This is a genomic window from Enterobacter sp. SST3, from assembly GCF_000286655.1.
Lineage (GTDB): Bacteria > Pseudomonadota > Gammaproteobacteria > Enterobacterales > Enterobacteriaceae > Enterobacter > Enterobacter roggenkampii.
On sequence record NZ_ALNS01000021.1, the window covers coordinates 87,480 to 103,116 of the forward strand.

Below are 15,637 nucleotides of genomic sequence, written 5' to 3' on the forward strand. Positions count from 1 at the left end.
CTCCGCAAACAAGTATCGCAGAGATGCTTTGTGATCGCTTTCACGGAGCGAAAAAGGGCACTTTAACGAAAATTGCACCAATATGGTGCTCGGTGTTCACACTGAAGCACTATACTGGTGCAACATTACCATTGTGGTGCAGCCCTTTTGCACTATGGTGCGCATGATAACGCCTTTTTGGGGTGTTTTAAAAGTTGGCACAGATTTCGCTTTATAAAAATTACATGGCAACAGCCAGTACAAACAGAAACTGAAGACCTCGTTACCACGACGACAATGACCAATCTGGAGAGTTAAGTATGTCCGCTGAACACGTTTTGACGATGCTGAACGAACATGAAGTGAAGTTTGTTGATCTCCGCTTCACCGACACCAAAGGTAAAGAACAGCACGTCACAATCCCTGCTCATCAGGTGAACGCCGAATTCTTTGAAGAAGGCAAAATGTTTGACGGCTCCTCCATTGGTGGCTGGAAAGGCATTAACGAATCCGACATGGTTCTGATGCCAGATGCAACCACTGCGGTCATTGATCCGTTCTTCGAAGAACCTACCCTGATCATCCGTTGCGACATCCTCGAGCCAGGCACGCTGCAGGGCTACGACCGCGACCCACGTTCTATCGCGAAACGCGCTGAAGAGTACCTGCGTTCTACCGGCATCGCGGACACCGTTCTGTTCGGGCCAGAGCCAGAGTTCTTCCTGTTCGATGACATCCGTTTTGGTGCCTCTATCTCTGGCTCCCACGTGGCTATCGACGACATCGAAGGCGCATGGAACTCCTCCACCAAATACGAAGGTGGTAACAAAGGTCACCGTCCAGGCGTGAAAGGCGGTTACTTCCCGGTTCCTCCGGTCGACTCTGCACAGGACATTCGTTCCACCATGTGTCTGGTGATGGAAGAGATGGGCCTGGTTGTTGAAGCTCACCACCACGAAGTGGCGACTGCGGGTCAGAACGAAGTGGCTACCCGCTTCAACACCATGACCAAAAAAGCGGACGAAATTCAGATCTACAAATACGTTGTGCACAACGTTGCGCACCGTTTCGGTAAAACCGCGACCTTCATGCCAAAACCAATGTTTGGCGACAACGGTTCCGGTATGCACTGCCACATGTCTCTGTCCAAGAACGGTACCAACCTGTTCTCTGGTGACAAATATGCCGGTCTGTCCGAGCAGGCGCTGTACTACATCGGCGGCGTAATCAAACACGCTAAAGCGATCAACGCCCTGGCGAACCCAACCACCAACTCCTACAAGCGTCTGGTCCCGGGCTACGAAGCGCCAGTGATGCTGGCCTACTCTGCGCGTAACCGTTCTGCTTCTATCCGTATCCCGGTGGTGGCGTCTCCTAAAGCGCGTCGTATCGAAGTTCGCTTCCCGGATCCAGCGGCTAACCCATACCTGTGCTTCGCAGCACTGCTGATGGCCGGTCTGGACGGTATCAAGAACAAGATCCACCCAGGCGAAGCGATGGACAAAAACCTGTACGACCTGCCGCCAGAAGAAGCGAAAGAGATCCCACAGGTTGCTGGCTCTCTGGAAGAAGCCCTGCAGGCGCTGGACGCAGACCGTGAGTTCCTGACCGCAGGTGGCGTATTCACTGACGACGCTATTGATGCCTACATCGCCCTGCGTACTGAAGAGAACGACCGCGTGCGCATGACTCCGCATCCGGTTGAGTTCGAACTGTACTACAGCGTTTAATTAAGTTGTTTTACCCGGCGTGACAAGCGCCGGGAGTAGTTGCCGTGGAAACTTTTAGCCCATCTCCGGATGGGCTTTTTTCTCCACCAACAACCTGATCTCACGCGCTTTTGACGCCGAAAACGCTATACTGCACTAAATTAGTGCAAACGACTCCAGGAGACTGCTGAATGGCAACTGGCACGCTGCCCGATGCTGGGCAGATCCTCAATTCTTTGATTAACAGCATTTTGCTGGTGGATGACGAGCTGGCCGTTCATTACGCCAACCCGGCGGCACAGCAGCTGCTCGCCCAAAGCGCACGCAAACTGTTCGGCACCCCGCTTCCGGAACTTCTGAGCTATTTTTCGCTGAATATTGGCCTGATGCAGGAAAGTTTACAGGCGGGCCAGGGTTTCACCGATAACGAAGTGACGCTGGTGATCGACGGGCGCTCGCACATTCTGTCGCTGACCGCGCAACGTCTTCCCGAAGGCTTGATCCTGCTGGAAATGGCGCCGATGGATAATCAGCGTCGCCTGAGCCAGGAGCAGCTTCAGCATGCGCAGCAAATTGCCGCCCGAGACCTGGTGCGCGGCCTGGCGCATGAAATCAAAAACCCGTTGGGTGGGTTACGCGGCGCGGCGCAGCTTCTGACCAAGGCGCTGCCCGACCCTGCGCTGGCGGAGTATACCAACGTCATCATCGAGCAGGCGGACCGCCTGCGGAATCTGGTTGACCGTCTTCTCGGGCCACAGCAGCCGGGAATGCACGTCACAGAAAGCATCCATAAAGTGGCCGAGCGGGTGGTGAAGCTCGTCTCGATGGAACTGCCGGAGAACGTCACGCTGGTGCGTGATTACGACCCAAGCCTGCCGGAACTGGCCCATGACCCGGATCAGATTGAGCAGGTCCTGTTGAACATTGTGCGCAATGCCCTGCAGGCGCTTGGACCGGAAGGGGGCGAGATTATTTTGCGCACCCGCACCGCCTTCCAGCTCACGTTACACGGCGTGCGCTATCGGCTTGCGGCCCGTATCGACGTCGAGGATAACGGCCCCGGTATTCCATCGCATCTTCAGGACACTCTGTTCTACCCGATGGTCAGCGGCCGTGAAGGCGGAACCGGCCTGGGCTTATCCATTGCCCGCAGTTTGATCGACCAACACTCTGGAAAAATTGAATTTACCAGTTGGCCGGGACATACCGAGTTTTCGGTTTTCCTGCCGATTAAAAAATAAAGGTGACGTTTATGCAACGAGGGATAGTCTGGGTAGTCGATGACGATAGCTCCATCCGTTGGGTGCTTGAACGCGCGCTCACAGGGGCAGGATTAAGCTGCACGACGTTTGAGAGCGGCAGCGAAGTGCTCGACGCACTCACCACTAAAACGCCCGATGTTCTGCTGTCGGATATCCGTATGCCGGGCATGGACGGGCTGGCGCTGTTAAAGCAGATCAAACAACGCCACCCTATGCTTCCGGTCATCATAATGACGGCTCATTCCGATCTGGATGCCGCGGTGAGCGCTTACCAGCAAGGGGCATTCGATTATCTGCCCAAACCGTTTGATATCGACGAAGCGGTGGCGCTGGTTGAGCGCGCGATTAGCCATTATCAGGAGCAGCAACAGCCGCGCCACGCGCCCGATTTTGGGCCAACCACCGACATCATCGGCGAAGCGCCGGCGATGCAGGACGTGTTTCGCATTATTGGCCGTCTGTCCCGCTCCTCCATCAGCGTCTTGATTAACGGCGAATCGGGCACCGGTAAAGAGCTTGTGGCCCATGCGCTGCATCGCCACAGCCCGCGGGCAAAAGCGCCGTTTATCGCCCTGAATATGGCGGCGATCCCAAAGGACTTGATTGAATCCGAGCTGTTCGGCCACGAAAAAGGGGCGTTTACCGGCGCAAATACCATTCGCCAGGGGCGCTTCGAACAGGCTGACGGCGGCACGCTGTTCCTGGATGAGATCGGCGATATGCCGCTGGACGTTCAGACCCGTCTGCTGCGCGTGCTGGCCGACGGGCAGTTTTATCGCGTGGGCGGTTATGCGCCGGTGAAGGTGGACGTGCGCATCATCGCCGCAACCCACCAGAACCTGGAGCAGCGCGTGCAGGAAGGCAAATTCCGGGAGGATTTATTCCATCGTCTGAACGTCATTCGCGTTCATCTGCCGCCGCTGCGTGAACGCCGGGAAGATATTCCCCGCCTGGCGCGTCATTTCCTGCAGGTGGCCGCCCGCGAGCTGGGCGTAGAAGCCAAGCAGCTTCACCCGGAAACCGATGCTGCCCTCACCCGCCTCGCGTGGCCGGGCAACGTGCGTCAGCTGGAAAATACCTGCCGCTGGTTAACCGTGATGGCTGCCGGTCAGGAAGTGCTGATTCAGGATTTACCGGCCGAGCTGTTTGAGGCGACCGCGCCGGAAAGCAGTAGCGGACACGCGCTGCCGGACAGCTGGGCGACGCTGCTGGCACAGTGGGCCGACCGCGCGCTGCGTTCCGGTCATCAAAACCTGCTGTCTGAGGCTCAGCCTGAGATGGAGCGTACGCTGTTGACCACCGCGCTTCGTCATACCCAGGGTCATAAGCAGGAAGCCGCTCGCCTGTTAGGATGGGGACGCAATACCCTGACGCGCAAGCTGAAAGAGTTGGGAATGGAGTAATATCCGCGCTTGTGTAAAGGTTATTAATTGAGCGCAAATTGCCGTTATTTTGCGCTTTACTGTTCCGATGAGTTTTGTATGATCGTGCCCGGAAATTGGGGGTGAACATCATGCTGGAAACATTCGTGAATATGCTCTCTAGCGGAGCCGCTGAAAGCCACACGCCACAAACCGCCGTTGCGGCGGTGCTGTGTGCGGCGCTGGTTGGGCTGTTTAGCTAGCGAGTTGGCGATGAAAAGCCGGGTGGCGCTTCGCTTACCCGGCCTACATTTCGCACTTTTGTAGGCCGGGTAAGGCGAAGCCGCCACCCGGCATTACCGTTTAAATCACCCGCGAGAACTGCTGCATACGCGCTTTCTGACGCAGGTATGCGTCAAAGCACATGCAGATATTGCGGATCAACAGACGCCCTTTCGGCGTGACCTCAATCGCGCTCTCCGACATATCCACCAGCCCGTCTTTCGCCAGCGGCGCCAGCAGCTTCAGGTCTTCCGCGAAATAATCGCTGAAGTTCAGCGCCCACTGCGCTTCCACGTCCCTGAAATCGAGACGGAAGTTGCAGATAAGCGCCTTAATCACATCGCGACGGATGCAGTCGTCACGGGTTAATGCGATGCCGCGCCACAGCGCGTTGCCGGTTTCATCTACCTGCTGGTAGTAGAGCTTCAGCTCTTTCTGGTTCTGCGCGTAGCAGTCACCAATCATGCTGATGGCAGAGACGCCCATGCCGAGCAGATCGGTATCGCCCTGGGTGGTGTAACCCTGGAAGTTGCGGTGCAGGACCCCTTCGCGCTGGGCAACGGCCAGCTCGTCATCAGGACGGGCAAAGTGATCCATGCCGATAAACTGATAGCCGGTTTCGGTCAGCGAGGTGATGGTTTCCTGCAGGATATCCAGCTTCTGCTGGGCAGAAGGCAGATCGGCATCTTTGATTTTGCGCTGGGCGGCAAAGAGCGTCGGCAGATGCGCGTAGTTAAAGACGCTCAGGCGGTCCGGACTGAGTGCAGCCACGCGCTTCAGCGTAAAGGCGAAGCTTTCCGGCGTCTGCTTTGGCAGGCCGTAAATCAGGTCAATATTGGTCGACGTAAAACCGATGTCACGCGCATGGTTGAGTAAGGCAAAGATAAAGTCTTCGTCCTGCTCGCGGTTCACCAGACGCTGAACCTCTTTATTGAAGTCCTGCACGCCCATGCTCAGGCGGTTGAAGCCTTCTGCGCGTAAGTGATCCAGCACATCCAGCTCAATTTCGCGCGGATCGACTTCGATCGAGATTTCAGCGTCGTCGTTAAAACTGAAATTGCCGCGCAGCAGGGTCATCAGGCGGCTGATTTGCGCTTTATTCAGATAGGTTGGCGTACCGCCGCCCCAGTGCAACTGGCTGACGTGACGGCCTTTAAACAACGGCGCGCGATGCACAATTTCCTGTTCAAGCGCGTCAAGGTACTGGTCGGCTTTATGCTGCTGGCGGGTCACGATTTTATTGCAGCCGCAGAAGTAGCAAAGCTTGTGGCAGAACGGAATATGGACGTAGAGCGACAGCGGACGCTCAGGATAGCGCGCAACAGCCTGCTGAAAATCCCCCTCGCCGAAGGCATCGGAGAACTCCAGCGCGGTGGGGTATGACGTATAACGCGGCCCGGAATAGTTATATTTCTGGATTAGGGCCAAATCCCAGTCGATAGTTGGTGCTGACATGCTCACTCCTTCCGTTGGTGTCGCGTTCGTATACGGCGGCCCGCTCTGACCCCATTGCGGGCCATCATTCGGGTGCGCAGCCACTTCTGTCGCCGCGACAACCGCCGTAGTTTAACGAATAACCACACCAGATAACATATAACCGGAAGGGTTATAAGCAGGACTATCGAGCCTGCCGGGTGCAAATGTTAGTTTCCACCCTTCAGAAGACGCATCATATCTTCCTGCTTTTCGTCTTCTTCTTCGTCGTCTTCGTCATCGTAAGACAGACCCAGCTTCTGCATCAGCTCGTCGATGCGATCCAGTTTGGCATCCACCCATGACTGCTCTTCAGCGGTCAGGGTTTCACCCTCTTCAAGACGTTCCAGCAGCGCGTCCAGGCGCTCATCGTTCTCCAGCAAATCCAGCTCAGCCTGCGGTGAAAGCATAGGTTTCTCGCTCTTTGGTTTGTGCTGCTTAGTGACCGGGGTGTCTGTCACACCCAGTGGAATGGGAGTTTTACTGCCGATACGAGGATCTTTCTGCTGCTTGCTTTTTGCAGAAGCGCCCGCTGCACCACCACCGTTGGCACGGCTACCCGCAGCATGACCGCGATGTTTTTTGTCGCGTTTGCGGTCGCGCGCTTCCTGGTTCAGTTCTTCGCGCGTTTTGCGGCGTGCTTTTGCAGGGCGTTTCGCGCCCGCAGCGGAGGTTGGTTTTTTCATGATGTTTTATCTTTAAGTCGTTTTCTTCAGTATAGAATTGCGGCGAAATCTAGCAGAAAGCAAGCAAAGAAAAAAGGCGACAGAGCAATCTGTCGCCTTTTTTCCTGACTCACAACCCTTAACGGGTCAGACATTCCATGTTTGCCAACAACAAACCCTGTTTATCCCTTGGCTAATACCGTCCGTGATACGGTTCCATTTCCTGTTAAAACGCCTCCGGGCGCTGGTCGTCCTGACAATCCTGCGTCTTCGCCTCCTGGCGCTCCTGACCCTTATCCTTAAGTCATCATCCTGTTGGCTTCCTCGCCTTGCCGCATACTTTACCGTGTTCGCTTAAACTAACAAGCAACGAAACGGTACAAAAACGGATTTTCAGATAATTACCTGGAAATAAGATGATGATTTAAAACAGTTTGCCTTTTTCTTGCTCCTGCGATTTCTCTGAAATCTCCCATAGTACGTATAGCCAATCTCTCACAGCGGCCAGGGCTTAAGCCTACAGGCTGAGTGCAATGAAAAAAGTCTTTTGCCCGCATTCAGGTATAATCCCCCTCAGATTACGATTTTTGGAGACGACCACGTGACTACCTGGAACTACCAACAGACGCATTTTGTCACCAGTGCGCCCGATATTCGCCACCTCCCCTCTGATACCGGTATTGAAGTGGCCTTTGCTGGCCGCTCTAATGCGGGTAAATCCAGCGCCCTGAATACGCTGACCAATCAGAAGAACCTGGCGCGTACCTCAAAAACACCTGGCCGTACCCAGCTGATCAACCTGTTTGAAGTCGCAGAGGGCAAACGCCTGGTCGACTTACCGGGGTACGGTTATGCGCAGGTACCCGAAGAGATGAAAATCAAATGGCAGCGTGCGCTGGGTGAATACCTCGAAAAACGCATGTGCCTGAAAGGTCTGGTGGTATTGATGGATATTCGCCACCCGCTGAAAGATCTCGATCAGCAGATGATCGACTGGGCGGTGGCAAGCGATATCGCCGTGCTGGTGCTGCTGACGAAAGCCGATAAGCTGGCAAGCGGCGCGCGTAAAGCGCAGGTGAATATGGTTCGCGAAGCGGTGCTGGCGTTCAACGGCGATGTGCAGGTTGAGCCGTTCTCCTCGCTGAAAAAGCAGGGCGTGGACAAGCTGCGTCAGAAGCTCGACACCTGGTTTAGCGAGCTGGAACCCGCGACGGAAGCGGAAGAAGAGTAATACCGAGCGCGGCAATGGCCGCGCTTTTTTTGCCTGAACATTTCTTTGCCGCAATAAAAAACGCCCCAGTCATTACTGACTGGGGCGGCTAAAATATTCAGCCAAATCCGATTACGTGAAGTAAAAGGTCTGAAAGATAGAACATCTTACCTCTGTACCCTACGCCGATAACTCTACCCCTTTTTGTGTTGCAGAAAAAGCACTTTTTGTAGTTTTTTTTCATTCTTTACATAGGGAATTCTAATGATCGTCACAAAACGCGCGTTGCCATGTTGCAAACTTACATAAAAAGCGCGTTATGCGAAGAACCCTTAGTGAGCCTGATCCCAGTTTTCACCACTTCCCACTTCCACCAGCAACGGCACGTCCAGCGTCATGCTGCTTTCCATCAGTTCGTGGATCTTCTTCGACACGGCGTCGAGGTCGTCCTTGTGCACTTCAAATACCAGTTCATCGTGTACCTGCATGATCATTTTCACACGCGGTTTCTCTTTCTCGAGCCAGGCATCCACGGCGATCATTGCACGCTTAATAATGTCCGCCGCGGTCCCCTGCATCGGGGCGTTGATCGCGGCACGCTCTGCGCCCGCGCGGCGCGCCGCGTTGCTGGATTTGATGTCCGGTAAGTAGAGACGGCGGCCGTCCAGGGTTTCAACGTAACCTTTCTCTTTCGCCTGCGCGCGGGTACGTTCCATATATTCCAGCACGCCCGGGTAGCGCTCGAAGTAGAGATCCATATACTTCTGCGACTCTTTACGCGGAATATTGAGCTGGCGTGAAAGGCCGAACGCGCTCATGCCGTAGATCAGACCGAAGTTGATCGCTTTAGCGCTGCGGCGCTGTTCGTTGGTCACGCTGTCCAGCGGCAAGCCGAAGACTTCCGCCGCGGTTGCCCGGTGGATATCCTTCCCTTCGGCAAACGCGGTCAGCAGGCCTTTGTCGCGGGACAGATGCGCCATAATGCGCAGCTCAATTTGCGAGTAGTCAGCAGAGACAATCAGATAATCCTCTGGTGCGATGAAAGCCTGGCGAATACGGCGGCCCTCTTCGTTACGTACCGGGATGTTCTGCAGGTTGGGATCGGTTGACGAGAGACGACCGGTCGCCGCGACAGCCTGATGATATGAGGTGTGCACGCGGCCCGTTTTCGGGTTGATCATCAGCGGAAGCTTATCAGTGTAGGTAGACTTCAGCTTCGCGAGACCACGGTACTGCAGAATCACTTTTGGCAGCGGGTAGTCCAGCGCCAGCTCTTCCAGCACCTCTTCAGAGGTTGAAGGCGCACCGCCAGGGGTTTTCTTCAGCGGCTTGATGCCCTGCTTTTCAAACAAAATGGTTTGCAGCTGCTTCGGTGAAGAGAGGTTAAACGGCTCGCCTGCAAGCTCATGCGCTTTCTGCTCCAGCTCGGTCAGGCGCTGCGCCAGCTCCCCGGAGTGGTTATGCAGCACAGTTGGATCGATTTTCACGCCGTTGCGTTCAATGCGGGACAGCACGGGTACCAGCGGCATCTCAATATGCTGGAACACATTCAGCGGACCTTCGTGCTTTTGCAGTTTTGGCCACATCTTCAGGTGGAGCTGCAGCGTAACGTCAGCGTCTTCCGCCGCGTAGCGTCCTGCCTCTTCAAGAGCAATCTGGTTAAAGGTGAGCTGATTTTTCCCTTTGCCGGCAATCTCTTCGAAGGTGATGGTTTTGTGCTTGAGCCAGCGGTCAGATAAGGAATCCATATCATGGCGGCCCGCGACGCTGTCCAGAATGTAAGATTCAAGCATGGTGTCGAAGGCGATCCCGCGCAGTTCAATGCCGTAGTTTTGCAGAATGCCGCGGTCGTACTTGAGGTTTTGCCCAACCTTGAGCGCCTTTTCATCTTCCAGGATCGGCTTCAGCAGTTCAAGCACGCGTTCACGGGAGATCTGTTCCGGCGCATCCAGGTAATCGTGCGCCACGGGAACATAGGCCGCATGACCTGGCGCTGTCGCAAATGACAGGCCTACCATATTGGCAGAGATGTTATCGAGACTGTCCGTTTCGGTGTCAAAGGCAAAGACCGGCGCCTTTTTCAGTTTCTCGATCCAGGCAATGAGCTGTGACTCTTCAAGAAGAGTTTCATAATTGTCGAAGGAAAGCGCCACGGCTTCTTCTTCCGCCTGCTCTTCTGCATCAACGACAATCGTCTCCTTCGGCTTTGTGGAAGGTTTTGCCCCTTTTGCCTGCAGCCATTTACCGGCTTCCACGTCAGTGGTCCAGCGCTTAAATTCGTATTTCTTAAACAGGCTTAGAAGCTCGTCCGCAGAAGGCTGCTGCACTTCCAGCTGTTCACAGCCCAGTTCGAGCTCGACATCGGTTTTGATTGTGGCCAGCTTATAGGAGAGATAAGCCACCTCTTTGTTCTCTTCCAGCTTCCCAGCCATGGTTTTGGCACCACGGAAGGAGAGACCGGCGATTTTGTCTGATTCCGCGTAGAGCGTATCCAGCCCGCCCAGCCCCTGAAGCAGCGCCTGCGCGGTTTTCTCACCGACGCCAGGGACACCAGGAATGTTATCCGAGGAGTCGCCCATCAACGCGAGGAAATCGATAATCAGCTCTGGCGGCACGCCATACTTTGCGACCACCTCTTCCGGCCCAAGAATGGTGTTGGTCATAGTGTTAATCAGGGTAATCCCTGGCGTCACCAGCTGCGCCATATCTTTATCACCGGTGCTAATCAGTACCGGACGACCCATCTTTTCGGCTTCACGCGCCAGCGTACCGATGACGTCATCCGCTTCAACCCCAGAAACGGCCAGCAGCGGCAGACCCATCGCTTTCACCATCGCATGCAGCGGCTCTATCTGCGCACGCAGATCGTCAGGCATTGGCGGACGGTGGGATTTGTAATGTTCAAACAACTCGTCGCGGAACGTTTTGCCTTTCGCATCAAACACGACGGCCGCATGGGTTGGCTGATACTGAAGGATCAGGCTGCGCAGCATATTCAGCACGCCATACATTGCGCCGGTAGGTTCCCCTGCGCTGTTGGTCAGAGGAGGAAACGCATGGTACGCCCGATACAGGTAAGAAGAGCCATCGACGAGAATAAGAGGGTTTTCTGGGATCTGAACCATAATGTCCGTGCCTTTAATCAATTTATGCGTAAAGGATGCCACAGAAGGATGAAAACATCAGTTATTCAGGCCCGATACAGGAAAAGATTTTGCGATCGTGAGGATCGCTCGTAAAAATCAAACTGTGGATAAGTTTGTGAGTATTTTCACTTCACATGAATAACAGACGTAAAAAATACATATAAGGCAATATTTAGATCTTAATTATCAGATTGTTATGTTATGAGATCGCCTCTATATGGCCAACTGATGACAATTTAGTCTATGTGGATATAAGCCTTGATTTACGCGGAACGACAGCGAAATCTTCTGCGCCGGGGTAAAAGCCGCCAAATCACCCTGTGAAAGCGCCATTCATTTGTCTGTTTTCTGGTAAAATCAGCGCCCAGCGTCGACTATCCGGTCGCTCACTTACAGCTAACCACCTGAAAAAGCTCATCATGTCGAGATTGCTCGCTGCAATAACATTACTGCTAAGCATCATTTTAACTATCCTGGTGACGATCGCCTGTTCCGTACCGATCATTCTCGCCGGGATCATTAAACTGCTGCTGCCTGTACCCATGGTGTGGCGAGCCGTGTCCGCATTTTGTAATTTCATGATGTTTTGCTGGTGCGAAGGACTGGCGATCCTGTTGCGCCTTAACCCGCACCTGATGTGGGATGTCAAAGGGCTGGAGAACCTTAACAAAAAGAACTGGTACCTGCTGATCTGCAATCACCACAGCTGGGCGGACATCGTGGTGTTATGCGTGCTTTTTCGCAAACACATCCCGATGAACAAATATTTCCTGAAACAGCAGCTCGCCTGGGTGCCTTTTATCGGGCTGGCCTGCTGGGCGCTCGATATGCCGTTTATGAAACGCTATTCGCGCAGCTATTTGATTCGTCATCCGGAACGTCGCGGTAAGGATGTGGAGACCACGCGCCGCTCCTGTGAAAAGTTTCGTGCGCATCCAACGACCATCGTGAACTTTGTTGAAGGCTCCCGGTTTACGGAAGAGAAGCGCCAGCAAACGCGCTCTCCGTATCAGCATCTGTTGCCGCCAAAGGCAGCGGGGATTGCGATGGCGCTTAACGTGCTGGGAGCACAGTTCGATAAACTTCTTAACGTCACGCTCTGCTATCCGGAAAACGATAAGACGCCGTTCTTCGATATGCTCAGCGGCAAACTGACGCGTATTGTCGTGCACGTCGACCTGGTTCCGATTGACGCTGAACTGCACGGTGATTACGTAAACGATAAGAACTTCAAACGTCGTTTCCAGCAGTGGCTTAATACGCTCTGGAAAGAGAAAGACGAACAGATAGACAAGATAAAATCTTCATACAAAAACGCCGGTCAGTGACCGGCGTTTTTACATTAACGAAATTACTTCTTCTCAACCAGGTATTTCACGGTATCTGCATACTGCTGTACGAAAATATCCATGCTGCTGGTGTCCATGCCCTGCATGTTCAGCTGATATTTGCCGTTAACAAACATCGCCGGAACGCCCTGAAGCTGGAGGTCAGCAGCCGCTTTTTCCTGCTGGGCAACCAGTGATTTCACCACGAAGCTGTTCCATGCGGCATCGTACTCTTCACCTTTCACGCCGGCATCAACGAACACTTTACGGATATCCGCAGTGGTCTGAACGGTCTGGGTTTTCTGTACGGCTTCAAACATTGGCGAAGTGATCTTATCTTCTACGCCCAGTGCCATCGCCACCGCCCATGCCTGAGTCAGGTCTTTACCCAATGGGCCCAGGAACTCGACGTGGTACTTGGTCATTTTGGTGCCTTCCGGCAGCTTTTTCTTCACGTTGTCAGAGACATGCAGCACCTGCTCGAACTGGTAACAGTGTGGGCAATAGAACGAGAAGAACTCCAGTACCTGTGGCTCGCCAGCGACCGGCTTCTCCAGCGTGATGTACTGTTTGCCGTCGGTAAACTGTGCAGCAGAAGCGCTAAATGCCAGAATCATACCTGCCAGCGCCAGCCAAATTTTTTTCATGATTAACTCTCTCCTGGGTGTGTCCATTAATACATCGGCGTTAATTGCAGAGGGGGCTCCTGAAGAACCTTAACCTGCTCAGTAAATGTAGATATCTGGCTACGCCAGTAATCCTCTCCGGTAAGCCACGGGAAATTACGAGGAAATGCCGGATCGTCCCAACGCCTGATTAACCATGCGAGATAATAAACAAAACGCATCGCACGTAAAGGCTCAATCAGGGCAATTTCGTCTGAATTAAACGGGCTAAATTCTTCATAAGCTTCAATAATGGTTTCAAGCTGCATGCGTTGCTCGGCTTTGTCGCCATTCAGCAGCATCCACAGGTCCTGAACCGCTGGCCCCATACGCGCATCATCGAGATCGACAAACAGCGGTCCATCACGCCAGAGAATATTCCCGGCGTGACAATCGCCATGCAGACGCAGGACGGAAATATCATCGCGCCAGCAGGTTTTCACTGCAGCAATAAGCTTATCGGTGGCGTTGAGGAAATCATCCTTTAGCGCTGCGGGGATCATTGCAGACGTTTCGAATATTGTGCGCGGTTCAAGAAGGTATTCCTGAATCCCCATAGTCGGGCGGGCAATAAAGGCTTTTTTGCGTCCCGTCTGGTGTATACGCCCAAGATAGCGGGCAACCCACTCCATCTGATCGATATTATCCGCTTCAAACTGACGGCCACCCAGACTTGGGAATACTGCGTAGTAATACCCTTCGTGCGTAAGGAGCGTTTGGTTATTGAATTTTAGCGGTGCGGCAACGGGGACATCGTCATCCAGCAGATCGTGAGCGAACTGATGCTCTTCCTGAATTTGTTCAGCGGACCAGCGTTCAGGACGATAGAATTTTACGACATAGCGCTGACGATCCTCGTCCTGAAATTGATAGACGCGGTTTTCGTAGCTGTTTAACGGTGTTAGCCCGGAATCCACCCGAATACCCTGTTCAAACAGGGCATCCATAATGGTGTCCGGGTGTAATGTCTGGAAAGTAAAAGCCTGGTCGTTCATCCGATCATCCGGAAATTATACGAATGATTCAGGATATCATCTTGTGGCGATTTCGGTGCCGCCGCTTACAAGCTTTTACTCTTTAATTACGCCTCGGGCGCGCAGCAATGCAGTCTTAAAATCTTCCTCATAATCTTTCTGAATACCAGGAATAACAGCATCTTTGGCAGAGTCGCGCATTTTAAGGTGGTAGATCAGGATGTCGTCAGAAAGGTCTGCCAGATCGCCGTCAAAACCTGACTCTTTTGCCAGTTTCTGTAAAAATTGCATCAGATTGAGCTCTGGCTCTTTCTGCCAGGCGGGCTGGAGGAGTTCAATAACTTCATTCAGACGTTTACATTTCATGGTGGTGCTCCTTTCATTTAGAGTGACACGTTAGCAGGGTCAATCCCACAATAAAAGAGGCGATATTCGTGAATGTTAGCCAGGAAATCATCGGGGTCGTTCTGGCAGGCGGCAGAGCAACGCGAATGGGCGGTAAAGATAAGGGGCTTCAGCTTCTTAATGGAAAACCCTTGTGGCAGCATGTCGCCGATACGCTCGCAGGTCAGGTGACGACTATAGCCATCAGCGCTAACCGGCATATCGACACTTACCGGCGCAGCGGCTACGGCGTTTATCAGGATAGCCTTGAGAATTACCCGGGCCCGCTTGCCGGTATGCTTTCGGTCATGCAACAGTCGCAGGGTGAGTGGTTTATCTTCTGCCCCTGCGATACCCCGTTTATTCCGTCCTGTCTTGTCGAGCGTCTGTTCCTGCTTCGTGGTACGGCGCCTGTGGTTTGGGTGCATGACGGCGAACGTGACCATCCTGCTGTCGCGTTGATGCATCGATCGCTTGCACCTGCTCTGCTGGCCTACCTGGCTGCGGGAGAGCGCAGGGTGATGGTCTTTATGCGTGAGTCTGGCGGCCATTCCGTTGATTTTAGCGATGTGAAATCAGCGTTTGTGAACGTAAATACGAGTGAAGATTTGCAGATGATGCAGGAGAAAAGATGATACCTGTTGTAGCCATTTCCGCCTGGAGTGGGACCGGGAAAACCACGCTGTTGAAAAAGCTCATTCCCGCGCTTTGTGCCAGAGGGCTTCGCCCTGGTTTGATTAAGCATAGTCATCACAACATGGACATTGATACGCCCGGAAAAGACAGCTATGAGCTGCGTAAGGCCGGAGCAGCACAAACGATGGTAGCAAGTCCTCAGCGCTGGGCGTTAATGACAGAAACGCCGGATGAGGCGCCGCTGAATCTCGCTTATCTGGTTAGCCGGATGGATCACTCCACGCTGGATCTGGTGCTGGTTGAGGGGTTTAAGCATGAGGCTGTGCCTAAGATCCTACTTTTCAGAAGCGATGCCGGGCATGATTTGAGCGAGTTAATGCTGGATGAGCATGTGATTGCGGTGGCCAGCGATGTGGCAGTGGAACTTGAAGTTCCTGTGCTGGATTTAAATGATGTGGACGGGATTGCGCAGTTTATTGTGGCGTGGAGTGCGGTCTGACTTGCCAGGTGGCGGCTTTGCCTTAACCGGCCTACCGTTTTTTGGCGCAGAAACGCAAAAAGGC

The 15,637-nt window shown here is 53.6% G+C and carries 15 protein-coding genes; 8 read left to right on the plus strand and 7 right to left on the minus strand.

From position 1 onward, the window contains the following. Positions 1-299 precede the first annotated feature (299 nt). The 4 genes from glnA (at position 300) to B498_RS22935 (ending at position 4,574) form a co-directional block, all read left to right on the plus strand. Complete coding sequence (glnA, locus tag B498_RS08595) at positions 300-1,709, plus strand: glutamate--ammonia ligase (protein WP_008501856.1); 1,410 nt, start codon at positions 300-302, stop codon at positions 1,707-1,709. A gap of 170 nt (positions 1,710-1,879) precedes the next feature. Further along, a complete protein-coding gene (gene glnL, locus B498_RS08590; protein ID WP_008501857.1) occupies positions 1,880-2,929 on the plus strand; it encodes a nitrogen regulation protein NR(II) in 1,050 nt (349 codons plus the stop codon). 11 nt (positions 2,930-2,940) lie between these two features. Beyond that, complete coding sequence (gene glnG, locus B498_RS08585; protein ID WP_008501858.1) at positions 2,941-4,353, plus strand: nitrogen regulation protein NR(I); 1,413 nt, start codon at positions 2,941-2,943, stop codon at positions 4,351-4,353. Between the two features lie 110 nt (positions 4,354-4,463). Then, the gene (locus B498_RS22935) at positions 4,464-4,574 is read left to right on the plus strand and encodes a YshB family small membrane protein (protein ID WP_032622955.1); all 111 of its coding nucleotides are present in this window, start codon (positions 4,464-4,466) and stop codon (positions 4,572-4,574) included. A gap of 100 nt (positions 4,575-4,674) precedes the next feature. Here the strand turns inward: B498_RS22935 and hemN are convergent, their stop codons facing one another. Further along, positions 4,675-6,048 carry an oxygen-independent coproporphyrinogen III oxidase gene (gene hemN, locus B498_RS08580; protein WP_008501859.1) on the minus strand — a complete coding sequence of 458 codons (1,374 nt, stop codon included), beginning with the start codon at positions 6,046-6,048 and terminating at the stop codon, positions 4,675-4,677. Between the two features lie 188 nt (positions 6,049-6,236). Further along, positions 6,237-6,752: a Der GTPase-activating protein YihI gene (yihI, locus tag B498_RS08575; RefSeq protein WP_008501860.1), complete on the minus strand. Its 516-nt coding sequence runs from the start codon at positions 6,750-6,752 to the stop codon at positions 6,237-6,239. 580 nt (positions 6,753-7,332) lie between these two features. Here yihI and yihA point away from each other — a divergent pair. Beyond that, positions 7,333-7,962 carry a ribosome biogenesis GTP-binding protein YihA/YsxC gene (yihA, locus tag B498_RS08570; RefSeq protein ID WP_008501861.1) on the plus strand — a complete coding sequence of 210 codons (630 nt, stop codon included), beginning with the start codon at positions 7,333-7,335 and terminating at the stop codon, positions 7,960-7,962. Positions 7,963-8,273: 311 nt separating this feature from the next. Here yihA and polA read toward each other — a convergent pair whose 3' ends face one another. Together polA and B498_RS23385 are read right to left on the minus strand one after the other, a co-directional pair. After that, the gene (gene polA / locus B498_RS08565) at positions 8,274-11,066 is read right to left on the minus strand and encodes a DNA polymerase I (protein ID WP_008501862.1); all 2,793 of its coding nucleotides are present in this window, start codon (positions 11,064-11,066) and stop codon (positions 8,274-8,276) included. 334 nt (positions 11,067-11,400) lie between these two features. Next, positions 11,401-11,667 carry a hypothetical protein gene (locus B498_RS23385; RefSeq protein ID WP_025912320.1) on the minus strand — a complete coding sequence of 89 codons (267 nt, stop codon included), beginning with the start codon at positions 11,665-11,667 and terminating at the stop codon, positions 11,401-11,403. Between B498_RS23385 and B498_RS08560 the strand changes: the two genes are divergently transcribed. Beyond that, positions 11,564-12,415 carry an acyltransferase gene (locus B498_RS08560; protein ID WP_232946122.1) on the plus strand — a complete coding sequence of 284 codons (852 nt, stop codon included), beginning with the start codon at positions 11,564-11,566 and terminating at the stop codon, positions 12,413-12,415. The genes B498_RS23385 and B498_RS08560 overlap by 104 nt on opposite strands. Before the next feature lie 23 nt (positions 12,416-12,438). Here the strand turns inward: B498_RS08560 and dsbA are convergent, their stop codons facing one another. From dsbA to B498_RS08545, 3 genes are all read right to left on the minus strand, one after another. After that, positions 12,439-13,062 carry a thiol:disulfide interchange protein DsbA gene (gene dsbA, locus B498_RS08555; RefSeq protein WP_008501864.1) on the minus strand — a complete coding sequence of 208 codons (624 nt, stop codon included), beginning with the start codon at positions 13,060-13,062 and terminating at the stop codon, positions 12,439-12,441. A gap of 26 nt (positions 13,063-13,088) precedes the next feature. Continuing rightward, positions 13,089-14,075, minus strand: coding sequence for a serine/threonine protein kinase (locus tag B498_RS08550; protein ID WP_008501865.1), 987 nt, complete (start codon positions 14,073-14,075; stop codon positions 13,089-13,091). A gap of 75 nt (positions 14,076-14,150) precedes the next feature. Continuing rightward, positions 14,151-14,420 (minus strand): YihD family protein, encoded by a 270-nt coding sequence (locus tag B498_RS08545; RefSeq protein ID WP_008501866.1) that lies wholly within the window; start codon positions 14,418-14,420, stop codon positions 14,151-14,153. A 68-nt stretch (positions 14,421-14,488) separates the two neighbouring features. Here B498_RS08545 and mobA point away from each other — a divergent pair, with 68 nt between their 5' ends. Both mobA and mobB read left to right on the plus strand, forming a co-directional pair. Next, a complete protein-coding gene (mobA, locus tag B498_RS08540; protein WP_008501867.1) occupies positions 14,489-15,073 on the plus strand; it encodes a molybdenum cofactor guanylyltransferase MobA in 585 nt (194 codons plus the stop codon). Continuing rightward, positions 15,070-15,573: a molybdopterin-guanine dinucleotide biosynthesis protein MobB gene (gene mobB, locus B498_RS08535; protein ID WP_008501868.1), complete on the plus strand. Its 504-nt coding sequence runs from the start codon at positions 15,070-15,072 to the stop codon at positions 15,571-15,573. The genes mobA and mobB overlap by 4 nt, the downstream gene beginning before the upstream one ends. The last annotated feature ends 64 nt before the right edge of the window (positions 15,574-15,637 follow it).

Excerpts from the sequence above, each read along its gene's own strand:
- B498_RS23385 (WP_025912320.1), bottom strand. The coding sequence starts at position 11,667 with ATGAAATTACAAAATGCGGACACGGCTCGCCACACCATGGGTACAGGC.
- polA (WP_008501862.1), bottom strand. The coding sequence starts at position 11,066 with ATGGTTCAGATCCCAGAAAACCCTCTTATTCTCGTCGATGGCTCTTCT.
- B498_RS22935 (WP_032622955.1), top strand. The coding sequence starts at position 4,464 with ATGCTGGAAACATTCGTGAATATGCTCTCTAGCGGAGCCGCTGAAAGC.
- glnG (WP_008501858.1), top strand. The coding sequence starts at position 2,941 with ATGCAACGAGGGATAGTCTGGGTAGTCGATGACGATAGCTCCATCCGT.
- B498_RS08550 (WP_008501865.1), bottom strand. The coding sequence starts at position 14,075 with ATGAACGACCAGGCTTTTACTTTCCAGACATTACACCCGGACACCATT.
- glnL (WP_008501857.1), top strand. The coding sequence starts at position 1,880 with ATGGCAACTGGCACGCTGCCCGATGCTGGGCAGATCCTCAATTCTTTG.
- mobB (WP_008501868.1), top strand. The coding sequence starts at position 15,070 with ATGATACCTGTTGTAGCCATTTCCGCCTGGAGTGGGACCGGGAAAACC.
- B498_RS08545 (WP_008501866.1), bottom strand. The coding sequence starts at position 14,420 with ATGAAATGTAAACGTCTGAATGAAGTTATTGAACTCCTCCAGCCCGCC.
- hemN (WP_008501859.1), bottom strand. The coding sequence starts at position 6,048 with ATGTCAGCACCAACTATCGACTGGGATTTGGCCCTAATCCAGAAATAT.
- dsbA (WP_008501864.1), bottom strand. The coding sequence starts at position 13,062 with ATGAAAAAAATTTGGCTGGCGCTGGCAGGTATGATTCTGGCATTTAGC.
- glnA (WP_008501856.1), top strand. The coding sequence starts at position 300 with ATGTCCGCTGAACACGTTTTGACGATGCTGAACGAACATGAAGTGAAG.
- yihI (WP_008501860.1), bottom strand. The coding sequence starts at position 6,752 with ATGAAAAAACCAACCTCCGCTGCGGGCGCGAAACGCCCTGCAAAAGCA.